Below are 21740 nucleotides of genomic sequence, written 5' to 3'. Positions count from 1 at the left end.
CCCGCCCCAAGGGACAGGCGCCCCCGCTCATTTAGCCCTACAGTGCAGCGGCTGCGTCCCGGACCTTGACCAGGGTCCGCAGGTTCCGTGTGGTGGTTGATGCCTTGTAGCGGGCTTTGGCGGACAGTTTGCTGAAGGGGCTGTCCAAGGTTCCGCCTGCCGGCGCCAACCAGGCAGAGGCCTCCGGACCCAGCCGTACCTGTTCCACTCCGCCAAGCTCCTGGCCTGCCTGGAAGAGTTCATCGAGCATCGAAGTGTCCGAGGCGAGCGTGATGTAGCTATGGGTTGCCTTGTCGTCCGCCGGGTAGGGGCAAGCGTCCACCAGTTCAGCAACGCGGGCAGCGGTCAGGACGACCACCCATGCGTCGTATCCGAAAGCCTTCCGCAGGCAAGCCTCGAATTCCGCCTTCACGTCCTTGGCGGCGAGGTCGCTTTGCAGGACCACATTGCCGCTGGCCAGGAGCGTTTTGACCTTGCTGAAGGGGTAGTCCGCCAGCGCGGCCTTGAGGTCGGCCATCTTGATGTTGATGCCGCCAACGTTGATGCCCCGGAGGAAAACCGCGTAGCTTTCCATGCCACTCCTGGAGTTAGTCGTTGTTCTTGCGCAGTGCTTCGGTGAGGACCCGTGCGGCGTTGCAGACAACTTCCGCGTGCAGGCGACCGGGCTGGCGGGTGAGGCGCTCGATCGGACCCGAAATCGAAACGGCGGCGATGACGCGGCCGGACGGTCCACGGACCGGAGCCGACACCGAGGCGACCCCGGGCTCGCGTTCGCCAAGGCTCTGACCCCAGCCCCGCCGTCGTACTCCTGCCAGGACAGTGGGGGTGAATCGCGCGTTTTGCAGTCCTTCCAAGAGGCGGTCGTGATCTTCCCAGGCGAGCAGGACTTGGGCAGCTGAGCCGGCCTTCATGGACAATTGGGTTCCGACGGGAATGGTGTCCCGAAGGCCGATAGGCCGTTCGGCGGATGCGACGCAAACCCGCCAGTCGCCCTGGCGCCGGAAGATCTGCGCGCTCTCGCCGGTGGCGTCGCGCAATTGGATGAGGACCGGTCCTGCCGAAGCGATGAGCCGGTCTTCGCCGGCCGCGGAGGCGAGCTCCACGAGGCGGCTGCCCAGGACGAAGCGGCCCTGGATGTCACGGCTGACCAGGCGATGGTGCACCAAGGCCAGCGCCAGGCGGTGGACGGTGGGGCGGGCCAATCCCGTGGCGGCTACAAGCTGGGCAAGAGTCGTTGGTCCGGCCTCAAGTGCATCGAGTACCTGGGCCGCTTTATCAATGACACCGACTCCACTAGAATTGTCCATGTAATGATATTGCCGTCTCAATATCTGAGATGCAAGTTGTTTCGCTGGCTTGTTCGCCGGAGGTGCTGCTTCAGTGGATGAAGAACATTCCGGTGAACTGGAACAACCAACCGCAGTGAAGGGAGCAAGGCCGTGGGAAAGACACTGGCCGAGAAAGTCTGGGACGCGCACGTGGTGCGCAAGGGTGAAGGCGAAGGAGCCAATGCCCAGCCCGACCTTCTTTTCATCGACCTTCACCTGGTCCACGAGGTAACCTCCCCGCAGGCGTTCGAGGGCCTGCGGCTGGCCGGCCGCAAGCTGCGCCGCGTGGACCTCACCATTGCCACCGAAGACCACAACACGCCGACGCTGGACATCGACAAGCCGATCGCCGACCTGACCAGCCGGACGCAGATCGAAACCCTGCGCGCCAACTGCAAGGAGTTTGGCGTCCGCCTGCACTCCCTGGGCGACAAGGAACAGGGCATCGTGCATGTGGTCGGTCCCCAGCTGGGACTGACGCAGCCGGGCATGACAGTTGTCTGTGGTGACTCGCACACCTCCACCCACGGAGCGTTCGGAGCCCTGGCCATGGGCATTGGCACGTCCGAGGTGGAGCACGTCATGGCCACCCAGACGCTGTCCCTGAAGCCGTTCAAGACCATGGCCATCAACGTCGAGGGTACCTTGCGTCCCGGCGTGACGGCCAAGGACATCATCCTGGCGGTCATCGCCAAGATCGGCACCGGCGGGGGGCAGGGTTACGTGCTGGAATACCGTGGCTCGGCGATCCGCTCGCTGTCCATGGACGCCCGCATGACCATCTGCAACATGTCCATCGAAGCCGGCGCCCGCGCAGGCATGGTCGCTCCGGACCAGACGACGTACGACTACATGAAGGGCCGCCCGCATGCGCCCGAAGGCGCGGACTGGGATGCCGCCGTCGAGTACTGGAACACGCTGCACACCGACGAAGACGCGACGTTCGACGTCGAGGTTGACCTGGACGCCAACACGCTGGAGCCGTTCGTGACCTGGGGAACCAACCCGGGCCAGGGCGTCTCCCTCTCTGCCAAGGTGCCTTCGCCGGAAGACTTCGGTGATGAGAACGCCAAGCTCGCGGCAGAGCGTGCCCTGCACTATATGGGCCTGGAAGCGGGAACCCCCATGAAGGACATCCGCGTGGACACCGTCTTCCTGGGCTCCTGCACCAACTCCCGCATTGAGGACCTGAGCGCCGCCGCGGACATCATCCGTGGCCGGGAGAAGGACCCGAACGTGCGCATGCTGGTGGTTCCCGGTTCTGCCCGCGTCAGGCTGGAAGCCGAAGCAATGGGGCTGGACAAGGTGTTCAAGGACTTCGGCGCCGAATGGCGTTTTGCCGGCTGCTCCATGTGCCTGGGCATGAACCCGGACCAGCTCGAACCGGGTGAGCGCTGCGCATCAACGTCCAACCGTAACTTCGAAGGCCGCCAGGGCAAGGGTGGACGGACCCACCTGGTCTCACCCGTGGTCGCTGCAGCCACTGCCATCCGGGGGACGCTGAGCTCGCCGTCGGACCTTGAGCCCGCAACGGCCGGAACGCTGACCGGAACCGCAGTCTAGGAGGATCCCCATGGAAAAGTTCACCACCCACACCGGTATCGGGGTCCCACTGCGCCAGAGCAATGTGGACACGGACCAGATCATCCCCGCTGTCTACCTTAAGCGGATCACCCGCACGGGCTTCGAAGACGCCCTGTTCGCAGCGTGGCGCAAGGACGAGTCGTTCATCCTCAACCAGGCTCCGTTCAACGCCGGCTCCGTGCTGGTGGCCGGACCGGACTTCGGTACCGGCTCCTCGCGTGAACACGCGGTCTGGGCCCTGAAGGACTACGGCTTCAAGGCCGTCCTCTCCTCCCGTTTTGCCGACATCTTCCGGGGCAACTCCGGCAAGCAGGGCCTCCTGGCGGCGCAAGTGGCCCAGGACGACATCGAGCTCATCTGGAAGGTCCTGGAGAACAACCCGGGCGCCGAAGTCAAAGTGGATCTGGTCTCCAAGACTGTCGAATGCGGCAACGTCGTGGCTCCGTTCGATATCGACGACTACACCCGCTGGCGCCTCCTGGAAGGCCTCGACGACATTGGCCTGACCCTGCAGCACGAGGAAGACATTACGGCGTACGAGGCCACCCGGCCTGCCTTCAAACCGACCACGCTGCCGGCGAAAAGCTGATAAACAACGGCACTGAATTGCTGCCGGCCATGGGCCGGCGGGCTCCTTTCCTGGAGCCCGCCGGCCCATTTCCGTTTCCGCTGCCGGGGCTGGAGATCTGCCCGGCACGGCGCGGATGCATTTCGGTTCGGTAACGCGAGCTTCTATGCTTAGCTGGAGCCTTTGTTAGTTTGGGGGGCGAGTAGTCGTGAGGAAACCGGTATAGATGAGTAGTGTTCTGACAATCCGCGGTGGCGTGCCTTTGACTGGGCGAGTGACCGTTCGCGGTGCCAAGAACCTCGTACCCAAGGCCATGGTTGCGGCCTTGCTGGGCAATGAACCATCAGTGCTGAGGAACGTCCCGGAGATCAAGGACGTCGAGGTCGTCACCAGCCTTCTGCAGCTCCACGGGGTCACTGTGGCAAAGGACCCGGCCACGGGGGACCTGACCCTTGACCCCAAAGAGGCCAAGACGGCTTCCAGTACCGCCATCGACGCCCATGCGGGCGACTCCCGGATCCCGATCCTGTTGTGTGGTCCCCTGATTCACGCGATCGGTGAAGCCTTCATCCCCGATCTCGGCGGATGCAAAATCGGCGACCGTCCCATCGACTACCACCTGAATGTGCTGCGCCAGTTCGGTGCGGTGGTGGAGAAGCGCCCCGGCGGCATCCACATCTCCGCCCCGAACGGCCTCCACGGGGCCAAGATTTCCCTGCCGTATCCGTCGGTGGGGGCCACGGAACAGGTCCTGCTCAGTGCCACCCGGGCAGAGGGCATCACTGAACTCAGCGGTGCCGCCACCGAGCCGGAAGTCATTGACCTGATCGCCGTGCTCCAGAAGATGGGCGCCATCATCAGCGTCCAAACGGACCGCACCATCAGGATCGAAGGCGTCAAGGACCTTGGCGGCTACAACCACCGTGCCCTTCCGGACCGCAACGAGACCGCGTCCTGGGCCTCGGCCGCCCTGGTGACCCGTGGAGATATCTTCGTCGAGGGCGCCTCTCAGCGCGACATGATGACGTTCCTGAACACCTACCGCAAGGTCGGCGGAGGCATGGACATCGGGGATGACGGCATCCGCTTCTACCACCCCGGCGGCAAGCTCACGCCGCTGGTGCTTGAGACAGACGTCCACCCCGGGTTCATGACGGACTGGCAGCAGCCGCTGGTGGTTGCCCTGAGCCAGGCCGAAGGGGTGTCCATTGTCCACGAGACGGTCTATGAGAACCGATTCGGCTTCACGGACGCCCTGGCCCGGATGGGAGCCAACATCCAGGTGCACCGTGAGTGCCTTGGCAGTGTCCCGTGCCGGTTCGGCCAGCGCAATTTCCTGCATTCGGCCGTCATTTCCGGGCCCACGCCGCTCAGGGGTACCGAGATCGATATCCCGGACCTCCGCGGCGGGTTCAGCCACCTCATCGCTGCGCTGGCCGCAACCGGCACCTCCCGGGTGACGGGCATTGACATCATCAACCGTGGCTACGAACGGTTCACGGAAAAGCTCGCCGCCTTGGGCGCCGATTTCGACCTCACCACCAACTAGCGGGGGACTCCTTTGAAGGAATCGGCCAAGAGCCGTGCCACGTTCGTGTTCCTGGCGGGCATTGCCCGTCCGCTCATGAATATCCTGATGGCCAAGAAGTGGGAGGGAACGGAGAAGCTTCCCGCCGGAGGTTTCATCGCTGCACCCAACCACTGCACGGAGATCGACCCCATCGTGGTCGGCCACATGCTGTACAACCAAAACCGCCCGCCGCACTTCCTGGCCAAGTCCGGGCTGTTCAAGGCTCCCGTGCTTGGTTCCTTGTTGCGGGCAACCCGCCAGATCCCCGTTGAACGTTCGACGGCGGGTGCCAACCGCTCGCTGCAAGTGGCCCGTGAGGTGGTGGACGCCGGAGGCGCCATCATCATCTACCCCGAAGGGACACTGACCCGCGATCCCGACATGTGGCCCATGAAGGGGCACACCGGAGCTGCGCGGCTGGCGTTGAAGACCGGGGCGCCTGTGGTACCGATCGCCCATTGGGGCGCCCAGGAAGTTTTTCCGCGCTACGCGAAGCGGTTCCATATCTTCCCCAGGAAGACCGTCCGGGTCCTGGTGGGTGATCCCGTTGATTTGAGCGCTTTCGCCGACCGGCCGCTTGACCGCACGACGCTGCAGGAAGCGACCGACGTGATCATGGACGCCATCACCGCGCTCCTGGCCGAACTCAGGGGCAGCCAGCCGCCCGCCGAGAGGTGGGACCCGGCCAGCAACAACCAGTCCAAGCACGGCAGGTTCGTGGAGCGGGGTACCGAACCGGCCCGCGACCAAGCTGAACCCGGCGCCCCGGAAGGGGACACGAAATGACGATTGCCCCGGGCAGCACGGGAACACCGGAGACAATCGCGGTCCTGGGTGCAGGCTCGTGGGGAACCACGTTTGCCAAAGTCCTTGCAGACTCTGCTGCCGCTACGGGCGCCGTGCGCGACATCCGCATTTGGGGACGCCGCGCTGAAGTCGTTGAGCAGATCAACAAGGAACACCGCAACGGGCAATACCTCAAGGACATCGAGCTGCCCGGCGGTATCACGGCGTCCACGGATGTCGCCGAAGTCCTGAAGGATGCGCAGCTGGTGGTGCTCGCAGTGCCGGCCCAATCCCTCAGGCCACAGCTGGGCGAGTGGAAGCCGCTGATCGCGCAGGACGCCATTGTCGTTTCGCTGATGAAGGGCCTGGAACTCACTACGGATGCCCGTATGAGCGAGGTCATCGCGCAGGAGCTGGGCATTCCCGCGTCGCGCGTTGTGGTGGTTTCAGGTCCCAACCTGGCGATGGAAATCGCCAGGGAACAGCCAACGGCGTCCGTGGTCGCCTGCAGTGATGCCGAAACCGCTGCTTCTGTGGCGTTGTGCTGCACGGCGCCATACTTCCGCCCATACACGAGCACTGATGTCGTGGGCGTGGAAATCGGGGGCATCGTGAAGAATGTGATTGCCCTTGCCGTAGGTATCTGCGAAGGACGCCAGATGGGTGACAACACCAAGGCGTCGGTGATCACCAAGGGCCTGGCCGAAACCTCGCGGCTGGCCTTGGCCCTCGGCGGAGAAGCCCACACCATGGCCGGCCTGGCGGGCCTTGGGGACCTCGTGGCTACCTGCTCTTCTGCGCTGTCGCGGAATCACACGGCCGGCCGGTTGCTGGGTGAAGGCCTCAGCCTGGAGCAGGTGGGTGAACGCATGACGCAGACCGCCGAAGGCATCAAATCAGGGCCTGCAGTGCACGAACTCGCAGGCAAGCTTGACGTGGAAATGCCGATCACTGCAGCAGTGGTGGCCGTCCTTGAAGGCAAAATGTCCGTTGACGACCTGGGGCCACGATTGCTGGCCCGGGCGCTGAAGTCCGAAGGCGACTACTGAATGGTGACTGAACAAAATCTTCCCGCTGGACGCCGCCCCCGCGTGGCGGTCCTCTTTGGCGGACGTTCGAGTGAGCATGCCGTCAGCTGTGTCACAGCGGCAGGCGTCATGGGCGCCATGGACAAGAGCAAGTACGATGTCGTCCCGATCGGCATCGCCAAGTCGGGACAATGGGTCCTGGCGGCGGGCGACACCAGCCAGTGGTCCCTGAGCGCCGCAGCGCTGCCGGAAGTCCCGCCGTCGGACAAGACTGTCACCCTGGCCGAGATCGGAGGCGAGCACCAGCTGATCGTCAACGCCCCCAACGCTGTTCCGCAGGAGCTCGGCTCCGTGGATGTGGTTTTCCCTTTGCTGCACGGCCCCTTTGGCGAGGACGGAACCATCCAGGGACTGCTGGAACTGTCCGACACGCGGTATGTGGGAGCCGGTGTCCTGGCTTCCGCAGTGGGCATGGACAAGCACTACATGAAGGTGGTCTTCGAAGCCGCGGGATTGACGGTGGGACCATACATCGCGGTGACGGACCGCGAATGGCTGACCGATGCCGACGGTGTCCGGAAACGGGTGGACAAGCTTGGTTTCCCTGTTTTCGTCAAGCCCGCCCGGGCAGGCTCCTCCATGGGCATTTCCAAGGTGGACTCCCTGGACGGCCTGGATTCGGCCATTGAAGAGGCACGCCGCCACGACCTCAAGCTGGTCATTGAAGCCGGTATCAGCGGCCGGGAAATTGAATGCGCCGTGCTCCAGGGACGCGGCACCGATGCTCCGCGGACGTCCATGCCAGGGGAAATCGCCGTCTCTGCCGGCGAGCACCAGTTCTACGATTTTGCCGCCAAGTATGTCGAGGACGGCGCAGCGGCGTTGAGCTGCCCGGCAGACATGCCGGAGGAGGCCATTGCCAGGGTCCGTGAGCTGGCCGCTGTGGCCTTCGATGCCGTGGGCGCCGAGGGACTCAGCAGGGTGGACTTCTTCTACACGCCGTCCGGTGAGCTGATCATCAATGAGATCAACACCATGCCCGGGTTCACTCCCAAGAGCATGTACCCGCAGATGTGGGCTGCGTCCGGGCTTTCCTACAGCGAACTCATCGACGAACTGATCCACTTGGCGCTGACCCGGAAGACCGGCCTGCGCTAGAACCGGACAACAATCAGCGGGCAGGCAGTGCCGCTCGGCCGGGGCCGGCTACTGGCTCGAGGGCAGGTCCTGCAGTTCTTCCTGGCCAACACAGCCCTTGGTTGCCTTGATCTTGCCGGCGGCGTTGGCCAGTTCGGTCAGGACGGTCGCAGAGCTGATATTGGCCGATTCGAGCTTGGCGGGGTCGATCAGGATTTCAGTGGCGGGCTCGCGGCCGAACGTGGTCAGCGTCCACACGGGGTTGCCTTCCTTGATGACCCAGTCGACGTCGTTAACGCTGACGCAGCGGTCGGTGGTGGGTCCGGGTACGTTGACCCCGCACCGGAGGATCACCTGGGAAGGGTCACCCCAGGCTGCCGTTGCCTGGCTGTTGGTTTTCCGGAGCGTTGCATCGCCGATTGAATCCGGCAGCGCGACCATCATGGGGGCGCAGGCGGGGTTGGCCGCGTCGGCAGCGGCCGGGACGTCCACAGCGGGGGCGCACGCCGACAAAGCCAGCGCGGAAGCCGCACCCAGCGAAAGGACAAGGCTGGTACGGCGAACGAAATCCTGGTGCATCAGTCCAGACTATCCCGGCCCGCCGGACCCGCCGGCTTTACGTTGCGCTGGTCACATAGCCTCCGGGAAGGCGGTATTCCGGCGCTGGCAATGGCCACGGCTATTCTGTCGGCCGGTCGCGATAGCGTAGATGCGTGCACGAAGATCACCTCACCGTCGGCCAGTTGTCGGAGCCACAGCTCCTTGCCCGGATTTTTCCGCGGCTTCATCAGGGCCCCGCGGTCCTCCTGGGCCCGGGCGATGATGCTGCGCTGGTGGCTGCACCGGACGGCAGGACACTCATCTCCATTGATACCCAGACCCAGGACCAGGATTTCCGTGTCGAGTGGAACAACGGGTACCGGACCACGGGCTTCGACGTCGGTTGGAAGTCCGCCGCACAAAACCTGAGCGACATCAATGCCATGGGCGGAACCGCCACGTCCCTCGTCGTGAGCCTCAGCATGCCGCCGGCCACTCCCGTCTCATGGGTGGAGGAGTTTGCCGACGGGCTCACAGCGGGCATCTCAGGTTTAGGGGCAGCGGAATGTTCCGTGGCGGGGGGCGATTTGGGCCGGGGGCGTGAACTGTCCGTGACCGTGGCCGTCATGGGCACGTTGGCGGGCAAGCCGCCGGTGCTCCGCTCAGGTGCCCGGCCCGGGGATTCCGTGGCCGTGGCCGGAACCGTGGGTCGCGCTGCCGCCGGCCTGGCCCTGCTGGAAAGCGGCATGGCGGTCACTGGCCTCACGCCTGAACAGCGGGACCTCATGGACAGCCAGTGCAGGCCCTGGCCACCTCTGGCCGCGGGCCCCCTGGCGGCGGCCTCCGGAGTGTCCGCCATGATGGACATTTCCGACGGGCTCATCCGTGACGCCGCCCGGCTCGCCGCAGCCAGCAACGTGCTGATCGACCTCGACCCTGGCGTCCTCAAAAGCTATGCCACGCCGCTCGAACCTGCCGCTGCCCTGCTGGTCGCCGATGCCATGGAGTGGGTGTTGGGCGGGGGAGAGGACCACGGGTTGCTGGCCACTTTCCCAGCCGGAATTCAGCTGCCGGAGGGGTTCACTGCGATAGGCTCAGTGCATGCCGTTGCACCGCAGGGAGACAACGGGGTCCGGATTGCCGGGCAAGCTGCCGACACCGTGGGATGGGATCATTTTGCAGACTAAGATCGCCGCGAATGCGCACGCCATGAGACGTTGGCTAGGCAAAACGGAGGTGGTCCTGGGCAACCACAGCGACCGCCTCAACGCGATCAACATTTTTCCCGTCGCTGATGGCGACACCGGTACGAACCTCTATCTGACGGCCCGTGCAGCCTTTGGCGCCCTCGACGACTCTCCGGCCGGGAATACCGAAGCCGGTGCCGACGTCGGAGCGGTCCTTGCACACGCCGGCCAGGCTGCCATCGAACAAGCCCGTGGCAACTCCGGGACGTTGCTGGCCGTCTTCCTGTGCGCGGCCGCCGAACCGCTGGCCGGAAAAACCCGGCTGAGTGCCCCTTTGCTTGCCGCCGCGCTGCACCGGGCCCAAATCAGGGCCTGGTCCGCACTGAGCGAGCCCGTTTCCGGAACCATGCTCTCCGTCCTGGAAGCAGCAGCCCACGCTGCCCAGGCGGTAGACGCCACCCAGAACGGAGACGACTCCAACCATGCGCTCGGCCTTGCGCTGGATGCCGTGGTGGAGGCAGCGTTCCAGGCTGTGGTGCGCACCGAAGACCAACTGGCACCGCTCCACGATGCCCATGTAGTGGATGCCGGCGGGGTGGGCATGCTGTTGGTTCTCGATTGCCTCCGGTCCGCAGTGCTGGGAGAGGAGCTGCAGGACGAGCTCCTGGACGGCCTGCACGGTTACCAGCTGCAGGACCCGCACATCCACCAGCACATGCCGGCAGATGACGGCGTTGAAGTGATGTGCACCATCGACCTCCTGCCCCTGGATGCGGCGATCCTCCGCCAGCGGCTTGATGAGATGGGGGATTCGGTGATCATGAGCCAGGTGGGCAGCTCGGCAAACCATCACCAAGACGACGACTCCGCGGCGGAGGTGCGGTACCGCTGGCGCGTCCATGTCCACGTCCCCGACCCTGAGCCCGCAGTGGCCTTGATCCGCTCCCTGGGGGAGCCCACGGACCTTGCCGTGAGCCAACTTGCAGTTCCCCGGGAGCCCGCGGCAGTGCAGGATGCCGGGCCCGCAGCGCACCCTTCGCCGCATGAACACTGAGCTCGAACTGCCCCTGGAACGCCGGATCGGCAAACGCTCGGCAGGGGTGCTGGAGAAACACCTGGGCATTAAAACCACGGGTGCGTTGCTCAACTACTTTCCCAGGCGCTACCTCAGCCGCGGCGAGCTGACTCATATCTCCAAGCTGCCGCTGGACGAAGAAGTAACCCTGATCGCACGCGTCATCTCCAACAGCACGCGTCAGATGCGTGCCCGCCGCGGTTCGATTACCGACGTCGTGGTCACGGACGAAGCCGGCGGCAGCACCGTGGCCGGGACGCTGAAAGTGAGCTTCTTCAACGGATTCCGGGCCAAGGCTGAACTCCTGCCGGGCCGGCGTGCGATGTTCTCCGGCAAAGTGACCCGTTACGGAGGGGCACTTGGCTTGACCAATCCCGACTTCCTGCTGCTGGACGAGGACCCGGATGTCGAAGGCGCCATGGATCCGGAGAAGCTGGCAGCCATGCCCATTCCCGTGTATCCGGCCACTGCCAAGCTGACCAGTTGGTCGATCCACAAGGTCATCACCACCCTGCTGCAGACGCTGGACCTGCAGTCACTCCCTGACCCCTTGCCGCAGCCGGTGGTCCACCGGGACAAGCTCCTGGGCGTGGCTGAGGCCTACCGCCTGATCCACACGCCGGAAACAGCCAGGGACTGGCAACGTGCCCAGGAACGCTTCCGGTACCAGGAGGCGTTGGTCCTCCAGGCCGCGCTTGCCCGGCGCCGTGCACAGCTTGCGGCGGAGGAAGCCACCGCACGCCGTCCCGTGGCCGGGGGCATCCTGGGTGTGTTCGACCGAAACCTTCCCTTCACCCTCACAGCGGGGCAGGCGGCCGTGGGAAAGACCCTGTCCGAAGAACTCGCACGGGACACACCCATGAACCGCCTCCTGCAAGGGGAAGTGGGGTCCGGCAAGACGATTGTGGCGCTCCGGGCCATGCTGCAGGTGGTGGATGCCGGCGGCCAGGCCGCCCTCCTTGCCCCGACGGAAGTACTCGCGGCCCAGCACTACGATTCCATCCGCCGGACCCTCGGCCCCTTGGCCCGCGATACGCTGTTCGGCGGTTCCGGGATGCTGGGCGGTGATGCCGCAGAGGAAGGCGTCCAGGTGGTGCTCCTGACCGGATCCATGCCCACGGCCGCCCGCAAGCAGGCCATGCTCGATGCCGCGTCGGGCAATGCGGGCATCGTGATCGGCACCCATGCCCTGTTGAGCGACAAGACCAGTTTCCAGGACCTTGGCTTGATCGTGGTGGATGAACAGCACCGCTTTGGGGTGGAGCAGCGTGATGCGCTGCGGGCCAAAGCGCAGCGGCCGCCGCACCTGCTGGTCATGACCGCCACCCCCATTCCCCGTACGGTAGCCATGACGGTGTTCGGTGATCTGGAGACCTCCGTCCTGGATGAACTGCCGGCAGGCCGGGCGCCGATCTCCACCCACGTGGTAGGCCTGGCGGAAAACCCGGGCTGGGTGGACCGGATCTGGAAGCGCTCCCGTGAGGAAATTGACGCCGGGCACCAGGTGTACGTGGTCTGCCCCAAGATCGGAACGGACGACGACGGCGATTTCAGTCCGGGGGAGGCTGAACCGGGCGATACCGAACTGTCGGCTGAAGGACCGTCCCGCGAGCTCGCGTCCGTCACGGCCGTGGTCGAAAGCCTCCTCCAGGAGCCTTCGCTGGCGGGAGTTCCCTTGGCCCCGCTTCACGGGCGGCAGGACCCGGTGGTCAAGTCAGAGACCATGGCGTCGTTCGCCGGGAACCAGACCAAGCTGTTGGTTTCCACCACCGTCATCGAGGTCGGTGTGGATGTCCACAACGCCACGCTCATGGTGATTTTGGATGCGGACAGGTTCGGCATTTCGCAGCTCCATCAGCTGCGTGGCCGGGTGGGCCGTGGCGGACTGCCCGGAACCTGCCTCCTGGTCACCACGCTGGAACCTGGCCATCCGAGCCGGCGCAGGCTTGATGCGGTCGCTTCGACCACGGACGGTTTCGAACTGTCCCAGGAGGACTTGAAGCTCCGCCGCGAAGGCGACATCCTGGGTGCCTCACAGTCAGGTGGGCGGTCAACGTTGAAGCTTCTGCGGGTCCTTGAGCACGAAGACCTCATTGCGCGCGCGCGATCGGACGCCCAGGACCTGGTGGCCGTCGATCCCACCCTGCGGGGCCAGCCTTCGCTGGCTGCTGCCATTGATGAGTACCTGAACCCTGAGAAGGAGGCGTTCCTTGAACGCGGTTAAAGGAGCACGTGCATGAGCCGCGTTATCGCCGGCGTTGCAGGCGGGAACCCGCTGACGAGCGTTCCGGGAACGGCCACCAGGCCCACCACCGACAGGGTCAAGGAGGCTTTGTTTTCCCGTCTGGAATCACTGGACGTTGTGGACGACGCCCGTGTCCTGGATTTATACGCCGGGTCCGGTTCCCTGGGCATAGAGAGCGCCAGCCGCGGTGCACGCAGCGTTGACCTGGTGGAATTCGATGCCCGCGCCAGCGATGTGTGCCAGCGCAACGCAGACATGGTCAACCAGGTCCTTGGCGGCAGGAAAGTTTCGGTCCACCGTTCCAAAGTGGAGTCGTATCTGGACCGGACAGGGCCGGGCGACTTGTGGGATCTGGTGTTCCTGGACCCGCCCTACCCGCTGGCCGAACCGGCACTGGGTGCGGTGCTCGGCAAGCTTGCGCCGCACCTGGACGAAGGCGCCGTTGTGGTGGTGGAAAGATCCGCCCGCAGTGCGGAGCCCCAGTGGCCGGAAAGCCTGGAGTGCTTTGCGGAGAAGAAGTACGGCGAAACCAGGTTGTGGTTTGCTGAACCGGCCTAGCCGGTGATCTCGTCGAGGTCCACGCCCGTCAGCACGGCGGCGGGGTGCGGGCCGCGGGCCAGCAGTTGCGTCGTCCAGTCCTGTGGCCAGGGCGCCAGTGTGCCGGCCAGCACGATGTTTCCCGGGTAGCGGCCGTCAAACATGCCGCTTTCGGCGAACGCAGCAACGTCCGCCATGCTTTCCCTGAGCGCGGCCACCTGGCTTCGGACCAAGGTCAAAGCTGCTTCATCGCCGACGTTGACGATCAGGACTCCGGAGGGCTGCAAACGGGCCGCCGCTTCCTCGTAGAATTCCCGGCACGCAATATGCGCCGGGGCTTCGGGACCGGAAAAGATATCGAGAATGACGACGTCGAAGCGCAGCTTGGCGGGAAGCTCTGCCAGTGCGTCGCGGGCGTCGCCGATGTGCGTGTGAAGGCGGGTGCCCTCCGGCATGGGCAGGTGATGCAGGACGAAGTCCAGCAGTTCGCGTTCCAGTTCCACGGCGTACTGTTCCGAGCCTGGCCTGGTCGCCTGGATGTACCGGGCCAGCGTCAGGGCGCCGGCGCCGAGGTGCAGCGCGGTGACGGGGACGCCTGGGCGGGCGGCCAGGTCGTACAAGATGTCCGATCCTGCGGAGGTATTCGTAGAAGATGTCCTCGGGGTGGGCCAGGTTGACGTGGGACTGCTCAGCCCCGCCGATGCTGAGGATGCAGGCGCCCTCCACCAAGGTGTCGGCCTCGATGGTGGCATGTTGTCCCGTGGCACGCAGGAAGCGGCTTGCAGCGTGGGGACCTCCGGTGCCTTTCAGAGCCGGTCCCTCAGGGTTGCGAGCCGTTCGGCAGCAGCTTCCAGGACTTCGCGTTTCTTGCAGAATGCGAACCGCAGGAGGGTCCGCGTCCGTTCAGCACCTTCGGCATGGCAAAACACCGGAACTGGTATGGCCGCCACTCCTGCCAGTTCCGGCAGGCGCCGGGCCAGGTCCACGGAATCCGCTATTCCCAGCGGGGCAGTATCTACGTTAACGAAGTATGTCCCGCTGGGGGTGTAGACGCCGAACCCCGCCGCGCGGAGTCCCTCGGAAAGGATGTCCCGTTTCTGCTCAAGTTCCCTGGCGATGCCGGTGTAGAAGTCGTCGGGAAGGGCAAGGCCCACGGCAATGGCGCTTTGGAACGGTGTCCCGGAACTGTAGGTCAGGAACTGCTTGACCGTACGGATCGCCGCCACGAGGTCTGCCGGCCCCGTGAGCCAGCCGACCTTCCAACCGGTGAAGGAGAAGGTTTTGCCCGCCGAGGAAATCGTGATGGTCCGTCCGGCGGCGCCGGGCACCGTAGCTACCGGTATGTGCGGCACGCCGAAGGTCAGGTGCTCGTAGACCTCGTCGCTGACAATGATGGCGTCGTGCTTGACGGCCAGCTCCACGATTTTGGACAGGACTTCCCGGGGGAAGACGGCGCCTGTGGGATTGTGCGGGTTGTTGAGGAGAACCACCTTGGTGCGGTCGGTGAAGGCGGTCTCGAGGGCCTGGAGATCGGGGAGGAAATCCGGGGCCTGCAGGGGAGCGGTCACGTGGCGGGCGCCGGCCATCCCGATGATGGCCCCATAGGAGTCGTAGAAAGGCTCGAAGGTGAGAACGTCGTCTCCGGGCTGTACAAAAGCCAGCAGCGATGCAGCAATGGCTTCCGTGGCTCCGGTGGTGACCACGACTTCAGCTTGCGGGTCAACATCCAGCCCGTAGAAGCGGTGCTGGTGGGCGGCTACGGCCTCACGGAGTTCGAGGACGCCCTTGCCGGGCGCATATTGGTTGGCGCCGGCGGCGATAGCCGCCTGCGCCGCTGCCTTGATGTCGGCCGGTCCGTCCTCGTCGGGGAAACCCTGGCCGAGGTTGATGGCACCTGTGGAGTTGGCCAGCGTGGTCATCTCTTCGAAGATCGTCATGCCCAGCGTTCCGTCCGCGGACAACAGGTTGGCTCCGCTGGCTGCGCGTTGCCACGGGCTGGCGGAACTGCCGGGAGCGGCCAAGGGGACGGTGCTGCCTGCGGATGACATGTCAGCCATGGTATCCCGGCGAAGCTTTGGGGTAGGTTCGTCTCATGAGACGCGCGGTATGCCCCGGATCCTTTGACCCCATCCACAACGGCCATCTCGAGGTCATTGCCCGCGCGGCCGGCTTGTTCGACGAAGTCATCGTGGCTGTGTCCACCAACTACGCCAAGAAGTACCGTTTCAGTCTGGAGGACCGGATGGAAATGGCGCGGGAGACCCTGGCCTCGCTGCGTGGCATCATCGTAGAGCCCATGGGGGAGGGGCTTCTGGCGGAGTATTGCCGTCACCGTGGAGTGTCGGCGATCGTCAAGGGTCTGCGCTCGTCTTCCGACTTCGACTACGAACTGCCCATGGCCACGATGAACAGGCAATTGTCCGGTGTCGAAACCGTGTTCCTTCCGGCGGAAGCGCATTATGTCCATCTGTCCTCCACACTGATCAAAGAGGTCAACGTCCTCGGTGGTGACATCTCGGACTTCGTGCCCAAATCGGTGCTCAAGCGCCTCCTGGCTGGCGAGCCTCCGTCGGACAGTCCGCGCAAGGGGTAGGCTTGTCAGGTGCCTCGATGGCTTGATGCCCCGGGGATCCAAACGGAAACCGCCGTGCTTTTGCGCGCCCCGGCGCCGGTTTGAGTCCTCACTCGCGATCAGGCTAAGATGGTACGTCGGTCATATGTTCTACAGGAGTTCTCATTAAGAGCGATGCAAGTTCGCCCTTGGCGCTGTCAGTCAAGGACCTCGGGCGCAGCCCGGGCACAATGCGGACACTCAACGAGCATGTACCTGCACCAAGTGACCTTGGTGTGGCACTCATTGGCGTGGAGGAAGGCTCGGATGTCGAGCTGGACCTTCGTCTGGAGGCCGTACACGAAGGAATTCTGGTATCCGGATCCGCGATCGTCGAAGTTACCGGCGAATGCGGGCGATGCCTGGATCCCCTTGCGTATGACCTTGAGGTCAATGTGCAAGAACTTTTCTTCTATGAAGGTGTTGAGCTTTCAGAAGGAGAAGACGATGAAGAGCAACGTCGAGTCGAGCACGATCTGATCGATCTTGAGCCGGTGTTGCGGGACGCAGTGGTAACCACGCTGCCGTTCCAGCCGGTGTGCCGGGAAGACTGCCAGGGCCTTTGTTCCGAATGTGGAATACGCCTGGAAGACGAGCCGGGGCACCACCACGAGGTCATTGACCCTCGCTGGGCTGCCCTAGCTGATCTGGCTAAGAATGACCGGCAAACTGATTAGTAAGTGTTGGACTAAGAGAGAAATGAGATAGCCGTGGCTGTTCCCAAGCGGAAAATGTCTCGCGCAAACACGCGCGCACGCCGTGCCCAGTGGAAGGCAACTGCCCCCAACCTGGTCAAGACCGTCGAAAACGGTCGCGTTACCTACAGCCTGCCGCACCAGGCAAAGGTCGTCACCGACTCCGCCGGTACCGCGCTGTTCCTTGAATACAAGGGCCGCAAGGTCGCAGACGCCTGATCTGCCGTCAAAGGCTGACCAAGGATGTCTTCAACTGAAGAGCTTCTGAAGCGTCTCGGTGTCTCCATTGACACCGAGACGCTTCGTCTTGCTCTGACACACCGCTCCTACGCGTACGAGAACGGCGGGATCCCCACCAACGAGCGCCTTGAGTTCCTCGGCGACTCCATTTTGGGTTTCTCTGTCACAGATTCCCTGTACCGGGAGAACCCCGAGCTGCCCGAAGGCGAGCTCGCAAAGCGGCGCTCCGCCGTCGTGAGTACGCGGGCCTTGGCCGGTATCGGCCGTCAGCTTGGCCTTGGGGAGTTCATCTATCTCGGCCAGGGCGAAAAACTGACCGATGGCAAGAACAAGGCCTCAATCCTCGCGGACACCATGGAGGCGCTGATCGGCGCAACCTACCTGTCCAATGACATTGAGACCGCCCGCCAGCTGGTCATGCGCCTGGTGGGGCCGCTGCTGAAGGACGCCGGTGCCTTGGGCGCGGGAACCGACTGGAAAACCAGCATCCAGGAGCTGACCGCCAGCCGACAGCTTGGCACTATCCACTACGCCGTGGAAGGCTCCGGCCCCGACCACGCACGCACCTTCGAGGCCGTACTGAACATCGGCGGTACGCCCTACGGCCGCGGGTCCGGACACTCGAAGAAGGAAGCCGAGCAGGAAGCCGCAGCCGATGCCTGGCGTGCCCTGACGGCGATGGACCAGGCGCCCGCCGGACCGGCTTCCGCCTGAACCATGCCTGAACTTCCCGAAGTCGAGGTTGTCCGCCGCGGACTGGCCCGCTGGGTCAGGGGCCGCACGATCACCGCCGTGGAGGTCCTGGACCCACGTTCCATCCGCAGGCATGCCCTGGGTGTGGAAGACTTCGTCGGCAACCTGGAACACACGAGGGTGGTGGACGTGGTCCGCCGTGGCAAGTTCCTGTGGATGCCCCTGGCCATGGACGACGGCCCGGCAATGACAGCGCCGATGCCCAAGGTGGCCTTGATGGCGCATCTTGGCATGAGCGGGCAACTGCTCATGCAGGACCCGGATGTTCCGGATGAAAAACACCTCAAGGTCAGGATCCGGCTCAGCGAGTCGGCCGGCATGCCGGAGCAACTGCGGTTCGTCGACCAGCGCATCTTTGGCGGATTGTTCGTGACGTCCATGGTGCCCACCCCGGACCACGGCCCCGGCGGTCTCGGTGAGACCCCGCTGCCGGAGATTGCCGAAGAAGCCTCGCACATTGCCAGGGACCCCCTGGATCCCCTGTTCTCCCTGGATGCGTTCCACCGCAGGCTCAAGGCCAGGAAAACAGGCTTGAAGCGCGCGCTCCTGGACCAGTCCCTCATTTCCGGGATCGGCAACATCTACGCCGATGAGGCCCTATGGCGGGCACGGCTCCACTATGCACGGCCCACGGACAGGCTGCGGCGCGCGGACACGGAACGGCTCCTGCAGGCGGTCAAGGACGTCATGGATGAAGCTCTCGCTGCCGGGGGAACGAGCTTCGATTCGCTGTACGTCAACGTCAACGGCGACTCCGGGTACTTCGCGCGGTCCCTCAATGCCTACGGGCGGGAAGGCCAGGCCTGCAGCCGGTGTGAAGCCGCCGGGCTGCACAGCATCATAAAGCGGGAACAGTTCATGAACCGTTCCTCCTACACGTGCCCTGTCTGCCAGCCGCGTCCCAGGAACGGGCGCTGGTAAAAGCCTGCCGGCAAGCGCGCGGACCGCTCAATTTTCCGCACCGTTCAAACTGTTCCGCATCAGGGGTGGCAACTGGCAGACTGTCCCCATGAAAAGCTTGGCGCAGGGTGATGCGACAGGGCTGGACCGGCCATGACGGCGCGGCGGCTGGTGATCGTGGGGCTGTGTCTTGCCTTGGTGATTGCCGTGGCTGCCGTGGTTTTCGATCAGCTGGCCCGGCAGGGGAGTACCGCCTCCCCGGCCCCCTCCACCAGTACAAGCAGTGCTTCCGGTGCAGACCCTTCCGCCAGTGCCGCGGCACCCGGCTCCGGCAGCCCGACGTCGAACGCTTCCGAACCCAATCCGACCTACGGCGCCGCAGAGCAACCTTCCGGCACCAAGCCCCTGGAGGTCCTTCCGCCGGTCACGGCCACGCCGACGGGACTTCCTGCTCCGTCAGAGCCCGCCCCGCTGCTCACAGGAGCGCCACCGGCGCCGGGCACGGCCCAGGGAGAAGTGGTGGACGGCTGGCCGGCAGACATCCTCACCCTGCCCAAAGGGACCACCGTAGGCTCCACCAGCATTTCGACGTCGGGGGATATCCTGCAGCTGACCGCAGACGGGATCGTCGGCGCCTCCCAGTCTGACGTCCTGGCCAACTTCCGGCAGACCCTTGTGGGCCGGGGTTTCTGGTTCGAGGACGCGCCCGCCCCCGACGGTTCCCTGGCGCAGAGGTTTGTCCGGGGCGGGGACACGGTCACGGTATCGGTTTCGACGACAGGAACAGGGAGCTCACGCTTCCAGTTGCTGGGCAGCATCCGTACGGCAGGGTAGGGGCATGGATGTATATTTCTCTTTCTGACCGCAGCGGAGGTAAGCGGGACAAGCCGAAGGGCGCCGGTCCGGCGCCGGTGGACGGAATGTCAGCGGTCGACGTTCCGTTTCGTTTGTCTCCGGTCATTCTGTGGTTGGGCATCGTCAGCATGGTCACGGATGTTTCCTCCGAATCCGTGGCCGCTGTCCTGCCGCTGTACATCACCGGGTTCCTGGGACTTGGGACGATCGCCTTCGGATTTATCGATGCGATCAACCAGGGTGCCAGCGCGATCGTGCGGATTGCAGCGGGTTGGGCCGCCGACCGCACGGGCCATCCCAAACGCGTGGCCTTGGCCGGATACGGGCTTTCCATGCTGGCCCGCATCGGTTTCCTGTTTGCCGGCGGTTTCTGGGCCATAGCGGCGATCGTCACGGGCGACCGGATCGGCAAGGGCATCCGCACCGCCCCCCGGGACGCACTCATTACGGTTTCTGCCCAACCGGAACACCTGGCGAGGTCTTTTGGTGTCCACAGGATGCTGGACAACATCGGTGCCGCTGCCGGACCCATGATTGCCTTCCTTGTCCTGCTGATGATCCCCAACGGCTTCAGCACGGTTTTCGTCGTCTCGCTTGCGTTTGCCGTCATCGGCGTGGCCGTGCTGGCCCTGGTGGTGCCGGACCTCAAGGCGCCCGGACTGCGGGACGCGCAGAGCGCCAAAACAGGGCCGGGCACCGAACGCCGCCTCTTCGCTCTCTCGTGGGGGCATTTCAAAGAACCGGGACTTGGCAGGTTGCTCATCGCAGCCGGACTCCTGGGCATCCTCACGATCGGCGATGCGTTCATCTACCTTGTCCTGCAGGCGCGCGATTCCTTTGCGGTCCAGTGGTTCCCCCTGCTGTTCGTGGGGACGAACGTGGTCTTCCTGGCATTCGCGATTCCCTTGGGACGGTTGGCTGACAGGGTTGGCAGGGTTCCCGTGTTCATCGGCGGCCACGTCGCTCTGCTCGCCTGCTACTTCCTGGCTGCGTTGCCATGGGGCGGCTTGTGGAGTACCGCGGGCTGCCTCATCCTCCTCGGCGCTTTCTATGCGGCCACCGACGGCGTGCTGGCCGCCCTGGCGGCCCAACTGACGCCGCACGGCAAGCTGGCCATGGGCATTGCGTCGGCGCAGACCGTGGTGGCGCTGAGCAGAATGGCCGCTTCAGCAGGATTCGGTGTGCTGTGGTTCGCCGTGGGTGCGACCACTGCCATGGTCATTGCCGGCGCTTTGCTGGCATGCGCCGTGGTGGCTGTGCTCTTCATCCTGCCCGGCGCCAAAGGCGCGAAGGCAAGTGCGTGAGCGGGACGATCGTCACGGGGCGGCTGCGCTGGGGCATCCTGCTGGCCGTGACGGCAGTGGTGCTGGCGGCGGCGGGAATCTATGCTGCCAGTGCCTATCAGCGCTTCCAGGAGAGCCTCACGGCGGCCCCTTCCGTTGGCGTGACTGCAGGCGGTCAGCTTCCTTCGGTTCCCTTTGTCCTGTTCAGGAACACGGCTGCGGGCCAAGGCTACGGCAACGCCGCAACAGTTCCCTTGTCCGAGCCTGACGGCACCCGGGCCGTCAGCGGCCAAGCCTGTGACAGGGTGTACGGGACCAGGTCGAGCGTGGTCTGCCTGAAGACAAACCGCGGACTCGTCACAGCTTTCCAAGCCGAGGTGCTGGACAAGGACTGGAACCGCGAACGCACGTGGCCTTTGCCTGGAATTCCCAGCCGGACCCGGACCAGTCCCGACGGCTCCATGATTGCCACCACCGTCTTCGTCACAGGACACTCGTACGCCACGGCCGGATTCTCCACGGCCACCGAAATCGCCCTGCCATCGGGCACCACCGGCAATCTTGAGGACTTTGCCCTGATGGTCAACGGCCAGCAACTGACGGCGGCGGACAGGAATATCTGGGGAGTCACCTTCGTGCCCGGTCAGGAGGATGCTTTTTATGCAACGGCAGCATCGTCCGGCCGCATCTGGCTGGTTCGGGGAAGCCTGTCGGCTAAGACCCTGACCGCCGTCCACGACAACGTCGAGTGCCCGTCCATCTCTCCGGACGGCACCAGGATTGCCTATAAGAAGAACGACGGCGGGACGCTGACCGCC

The 21740-nt window shown here is 64.6% G+C and carries 21 protein-coding genes and 1 pseudogene; 17 read left to right on the top strand and 5 right to left on the bottom strand.

All coding sequences use genetic code 11. From position 1 onward, the window contains the following. Positions 1-37 precede the first annotated feature (37 nt). Both ACUYMZ_RS12895 and ACUYMZ_RS12890 read right to left on the bottom strand, forming a co-directional pair. Positions 38-574, bottom strand: coding sequence for a DUF1697 domain-containing protein (locus ACUYMZ_RS12895; protein ID WP_426003079.1), 537 nt, complete (start codon positions 572-574; stop codon positions 38-40). A 13-nt stretch (positions 575-587) separates the two neighbouring features. After that, positions 588-1307 carry an IclR family transcriptional regulator gene (locus ACUYMZ_RS12890; RefSeq protein ID WP_014922101.1) on the bottom strand — a complete coding sequence of 240 codons (720 nt, stop codon included), beginning with the start codon at positions 1305-1307 and terminating at the stop codon, positions 588-590. A 132-nt stretch (positions 1308-1439) separates the two neighbouring features. On the opposite strand from ACUYMZ_RS12890, the gene leuC reads away from it, so the two are divergent. From leuC to ACUYMZ_RS12860, 6 genes are all read left to right on the top strand, one after another. Next, on the top strand, positions 1440-2891 hold the full coding sequence (gene leuC / locus ACUYMZ_RS12885) for a 3-isopropylmalate dehydratase large subunit (RefSeq protein WP_426003076.1): 1452 nt from the start codon (positions 1440-1442) through the stop codon (positions 2889-2891). Between the two features lie 10 nt (positions 2892-2901). Further along, a complete protein-coding gene (leuD, locus tag ACUYMZ_RS12880) occupies positions 2902-3501 on the top strand; it encodes a 3-isopropylmalate dehydratase small subunit (protein WP_426003075.1) in 600 nt (199 codons plus the stop codon). 205 nt (positions 3502-3706) lie between these two features. Further along, a complete protein-coding gene (murA, locus tag ACUYMZ_RS12875) occupies positions 3707-5029 on the top strand; it encodes a UDP-N-acetylglucosamine 1-carboxyvinyltransferase (RefSeq protein WP_426003073.1) in 1323 nt (440 codons plus the stop codon). Positions 5030-5041: 12 nt separating this feature from the next. Beyond that, positions 5042-5836, top strand: coding sequence for a lysophospholipid acyltransferase family protein (locus ACUYMZ_RS12870; protein ID WP_442424429.1), 795 nt, complete (start codon positions 5042-5044; stop codon positions 5834-5836). Further along, positions 5833-6885 (top strand): NAD(P)H-dependent glycerol-3-phosphate dehydrogenase, encoded by a 1053-nt coding sequence (locus ACUYMZ_RS12865; RefSeq protein WP_481603703.1) that lies wholly within the window; start codon positions 5833-5835, stop codon positions 6883-6885. The genes ACUYMZ_RS12870 and ACUYMZ_RS12865 overlap by 4 nt, the downstream gene beginning before the upstream one ends. After that, positions 6886-8022, top strand: coding sequence for a D-alanine--D-alanine ligase family protein (locus ACUYMZ_RS12860; RefSeq protein ID WP_481603701.1), 1137 nt, complete (start codon positions 6886-6888; stop codon positions 8020-8022). Positions 8023-8070: 48 nt separating this feature from the next. Here the strand turns inward: ACUYMZ_RS12860 and ACUYMZ_RS12855 are convergent, their stop codons facing one another. Beyond that, entirely contained in the window at positions 8071-8580 is a 510-nt protein-coding gene (locus tag ACUYMZ_RS12855; RefSeq protein WP_426003067.1) for a DUF3515 family protein, read from the bottom strand. 134 nt (positions 8581-8714) lie between these two features. Here ACUYMZ_RS12855 and thiL point away from each other — a divergent pair, with 134 nt between their 5' ends. The 4 genes from thiL to rsmD are packed head-to-tail and all read left to right on the top strand — an operon-like array spanning position 8715 to position 13606. Further along, positions 8715-9728: a thiamine-phosphate kinase gene (gene thiL / locus ACUYMZ_RS12850; protein WP_481603699.1), complete on the top strand. Its 1014-nt coding sequence runs from the start codon at positions 8715-8717 to the stop codon at positions 9726-9728. A gap of 22 nt (positions 9729-9750) precedes the next feature. After that, entirely contained in the window at positions 9751-10782 is a 1032-nt protein-coding gene (locus ACUYMZ_RS12845) for a DAK2 domain-containing protein (protein ID WP_442424433.1), read from the top strand. Then, entirely contained in the window at positions 10772-13027 is a 2256-nt protein-coding gene (locus ACUYMZ_RS12840) for an ATP-dependent DNA helicase RecG (RefSeq protein ID WP_481603697.1), read from the top strand. The genes ACUYMZ_RS12845 and ACUYMZ_RS12840 overlap by 11 nt, the downstream gene beginning before the upstream one ends. A gap of 12 nt (positions 13028-13039) precedes the next feature. Further along, positions 13040-13606 (top strand): 16S rRNA (guanine(966)-N(2))-methyltransferase RsmD, encoded by a 567-nt coding sequence (gene rsmD / locus ACUYMZ_RS12835; protein ID WP_426003060.1) that lies wholly within the window; start codon positions 13040-13042, stop codon positions 13604-13606. On the opposite strand, the pseudogene ACUYMZ_RS12830 reads toward rsmD, so the two are convergent. Both ACUYMZ_RS12830 and ACUYMZ_RS12825 read right to left on the bottom strand, forming a co-directional pair. Then, positions 13603-14395: pseudogene (locus ACUYMZ_RS12830) on the bottom strand (spermidine synthase). The gene rsmD and the pseudogene ACUYMZ_RS12830 overlap by 4 nt on opposite strands. Further along, positions 14392-15642, bottom strand: a complete 1251-nt coding sequence (locus tag ACUYMZ_RS12825) for an aminotransferase class I/II-fold pyridoxal phosphate-dependent enzyme (protein WP_481603695.1) — start codon at positions 15640-15642, stop codon at positions 14392-14394. Before ACUYMZ_RS12825 ends, ACUYMZ_RS12830 begins: the two are co-directional and overlap by 4 nt. A 35-nt stretch (positions 15643-15677) precedes the next feature. Here ACUYMZ_RS12825 and coaD point away from each other — a divergent pair, with 35 nt between their 5' ends. The 7 genes from coaD (at position 15678) to ACUYMZ_RS12790 (ending at position 20943) form a co-directional block, all read left to right on the top strand. Continuing rightward, complete coding sequence (gene coaD / locus ACUYMZ_RS12820; protein WP_426003056.1) at positions 15678-16178, top strand: pantetheine-phosphate adenylyltransferase; 501 nt, start codon at positions 15678-15680, stop codon at positions 16176-16178. 167 nt (positions 16179-16345) lie between these two features. Continuing rightward, on the top strand, positions 16346-16873 hold the full coding sequence (locus ACUYMZ_RS12815) for a YceD family protein (protein WP_426003054.1): 528 nt from the start codon (positions 16346-16348) through the stop codon (positions 16871-16873). A 33-nt stretch (positions 16874-16906) separates the two neighbouring features. Continuing rightward, positions 16907-17110: a 50S ribosomal protein L32 gene (gene rpmF, locus ACUYMZ_RS12810; RefSeq protein WP_426003053.1), complete on the top strand. Its 204-nt coding sequence runs from the start codon at positions 16907-16909 to the stop codon at positions 17108-17110. Between the two features lie 24 nt (positions 17111-17134). Continuing rightward, positions 17135-17845 carry a ribonuclease III gene (gene rnc, locus ACUYMZ_RS12805; RefSeq protein ID WP_426003051.1) on the top strand — a complete coding sequence of 237 codons (711 nt, stop codon included), beginning with the start codon at positions 17135-17137 and terminating at the stop codon, positions 17843-17845. Between the two features lie 3 nt (positions 17846-17848). Further along, a complete protein-coding gene (mutM, locus tag ACUYMZ_RS12800) occupies positions 17849-18805 on the top strand; it encodes a bifunctional DNA-formamidopyrimidine glycosylase/DNA-(apurinic or apyrimidinic site) lyase (RefSeq protein ID WP_426003050.1) in 957 nt (318 codons plus the stop codon). A gap of 132 nt (positions 18806-18937) precedes the next feature. Beyond that, positions 18938-19618 (top strand): hypothetical protein, encoded by a 681-nt coding sequence (locus tag ACUYMZ_RS12795; protein WP_481603692.1) that lies wholly within the window; start codon positions 18938-18940, stop codon positions 19616-19618. A gap of 8 nt (positions 19619-19626) precedes the next feature. Beyond that, the gene (locus ACUYMZ_RS12790) at positions 19627-20943 is read left to right on the top strand and encodes an MFS transporter (protein ID WP_481603690.1); all 1317 of its coding nucleotides are present in this window, start codon (positions 19627-19629) and stop codon (positions 20941-20943) included. Positions 20944-21740 lie beyond the last annotated feature (797 nt).

It is taken from the genome of Arthrobacter sp. T572, from assembly GCF_056780115.1.
The sequence above is the reverse complement of the archived record's forward strand: the minus strand, read 5'-3'. Positions and strand labels throughout refer to the sequence as shown.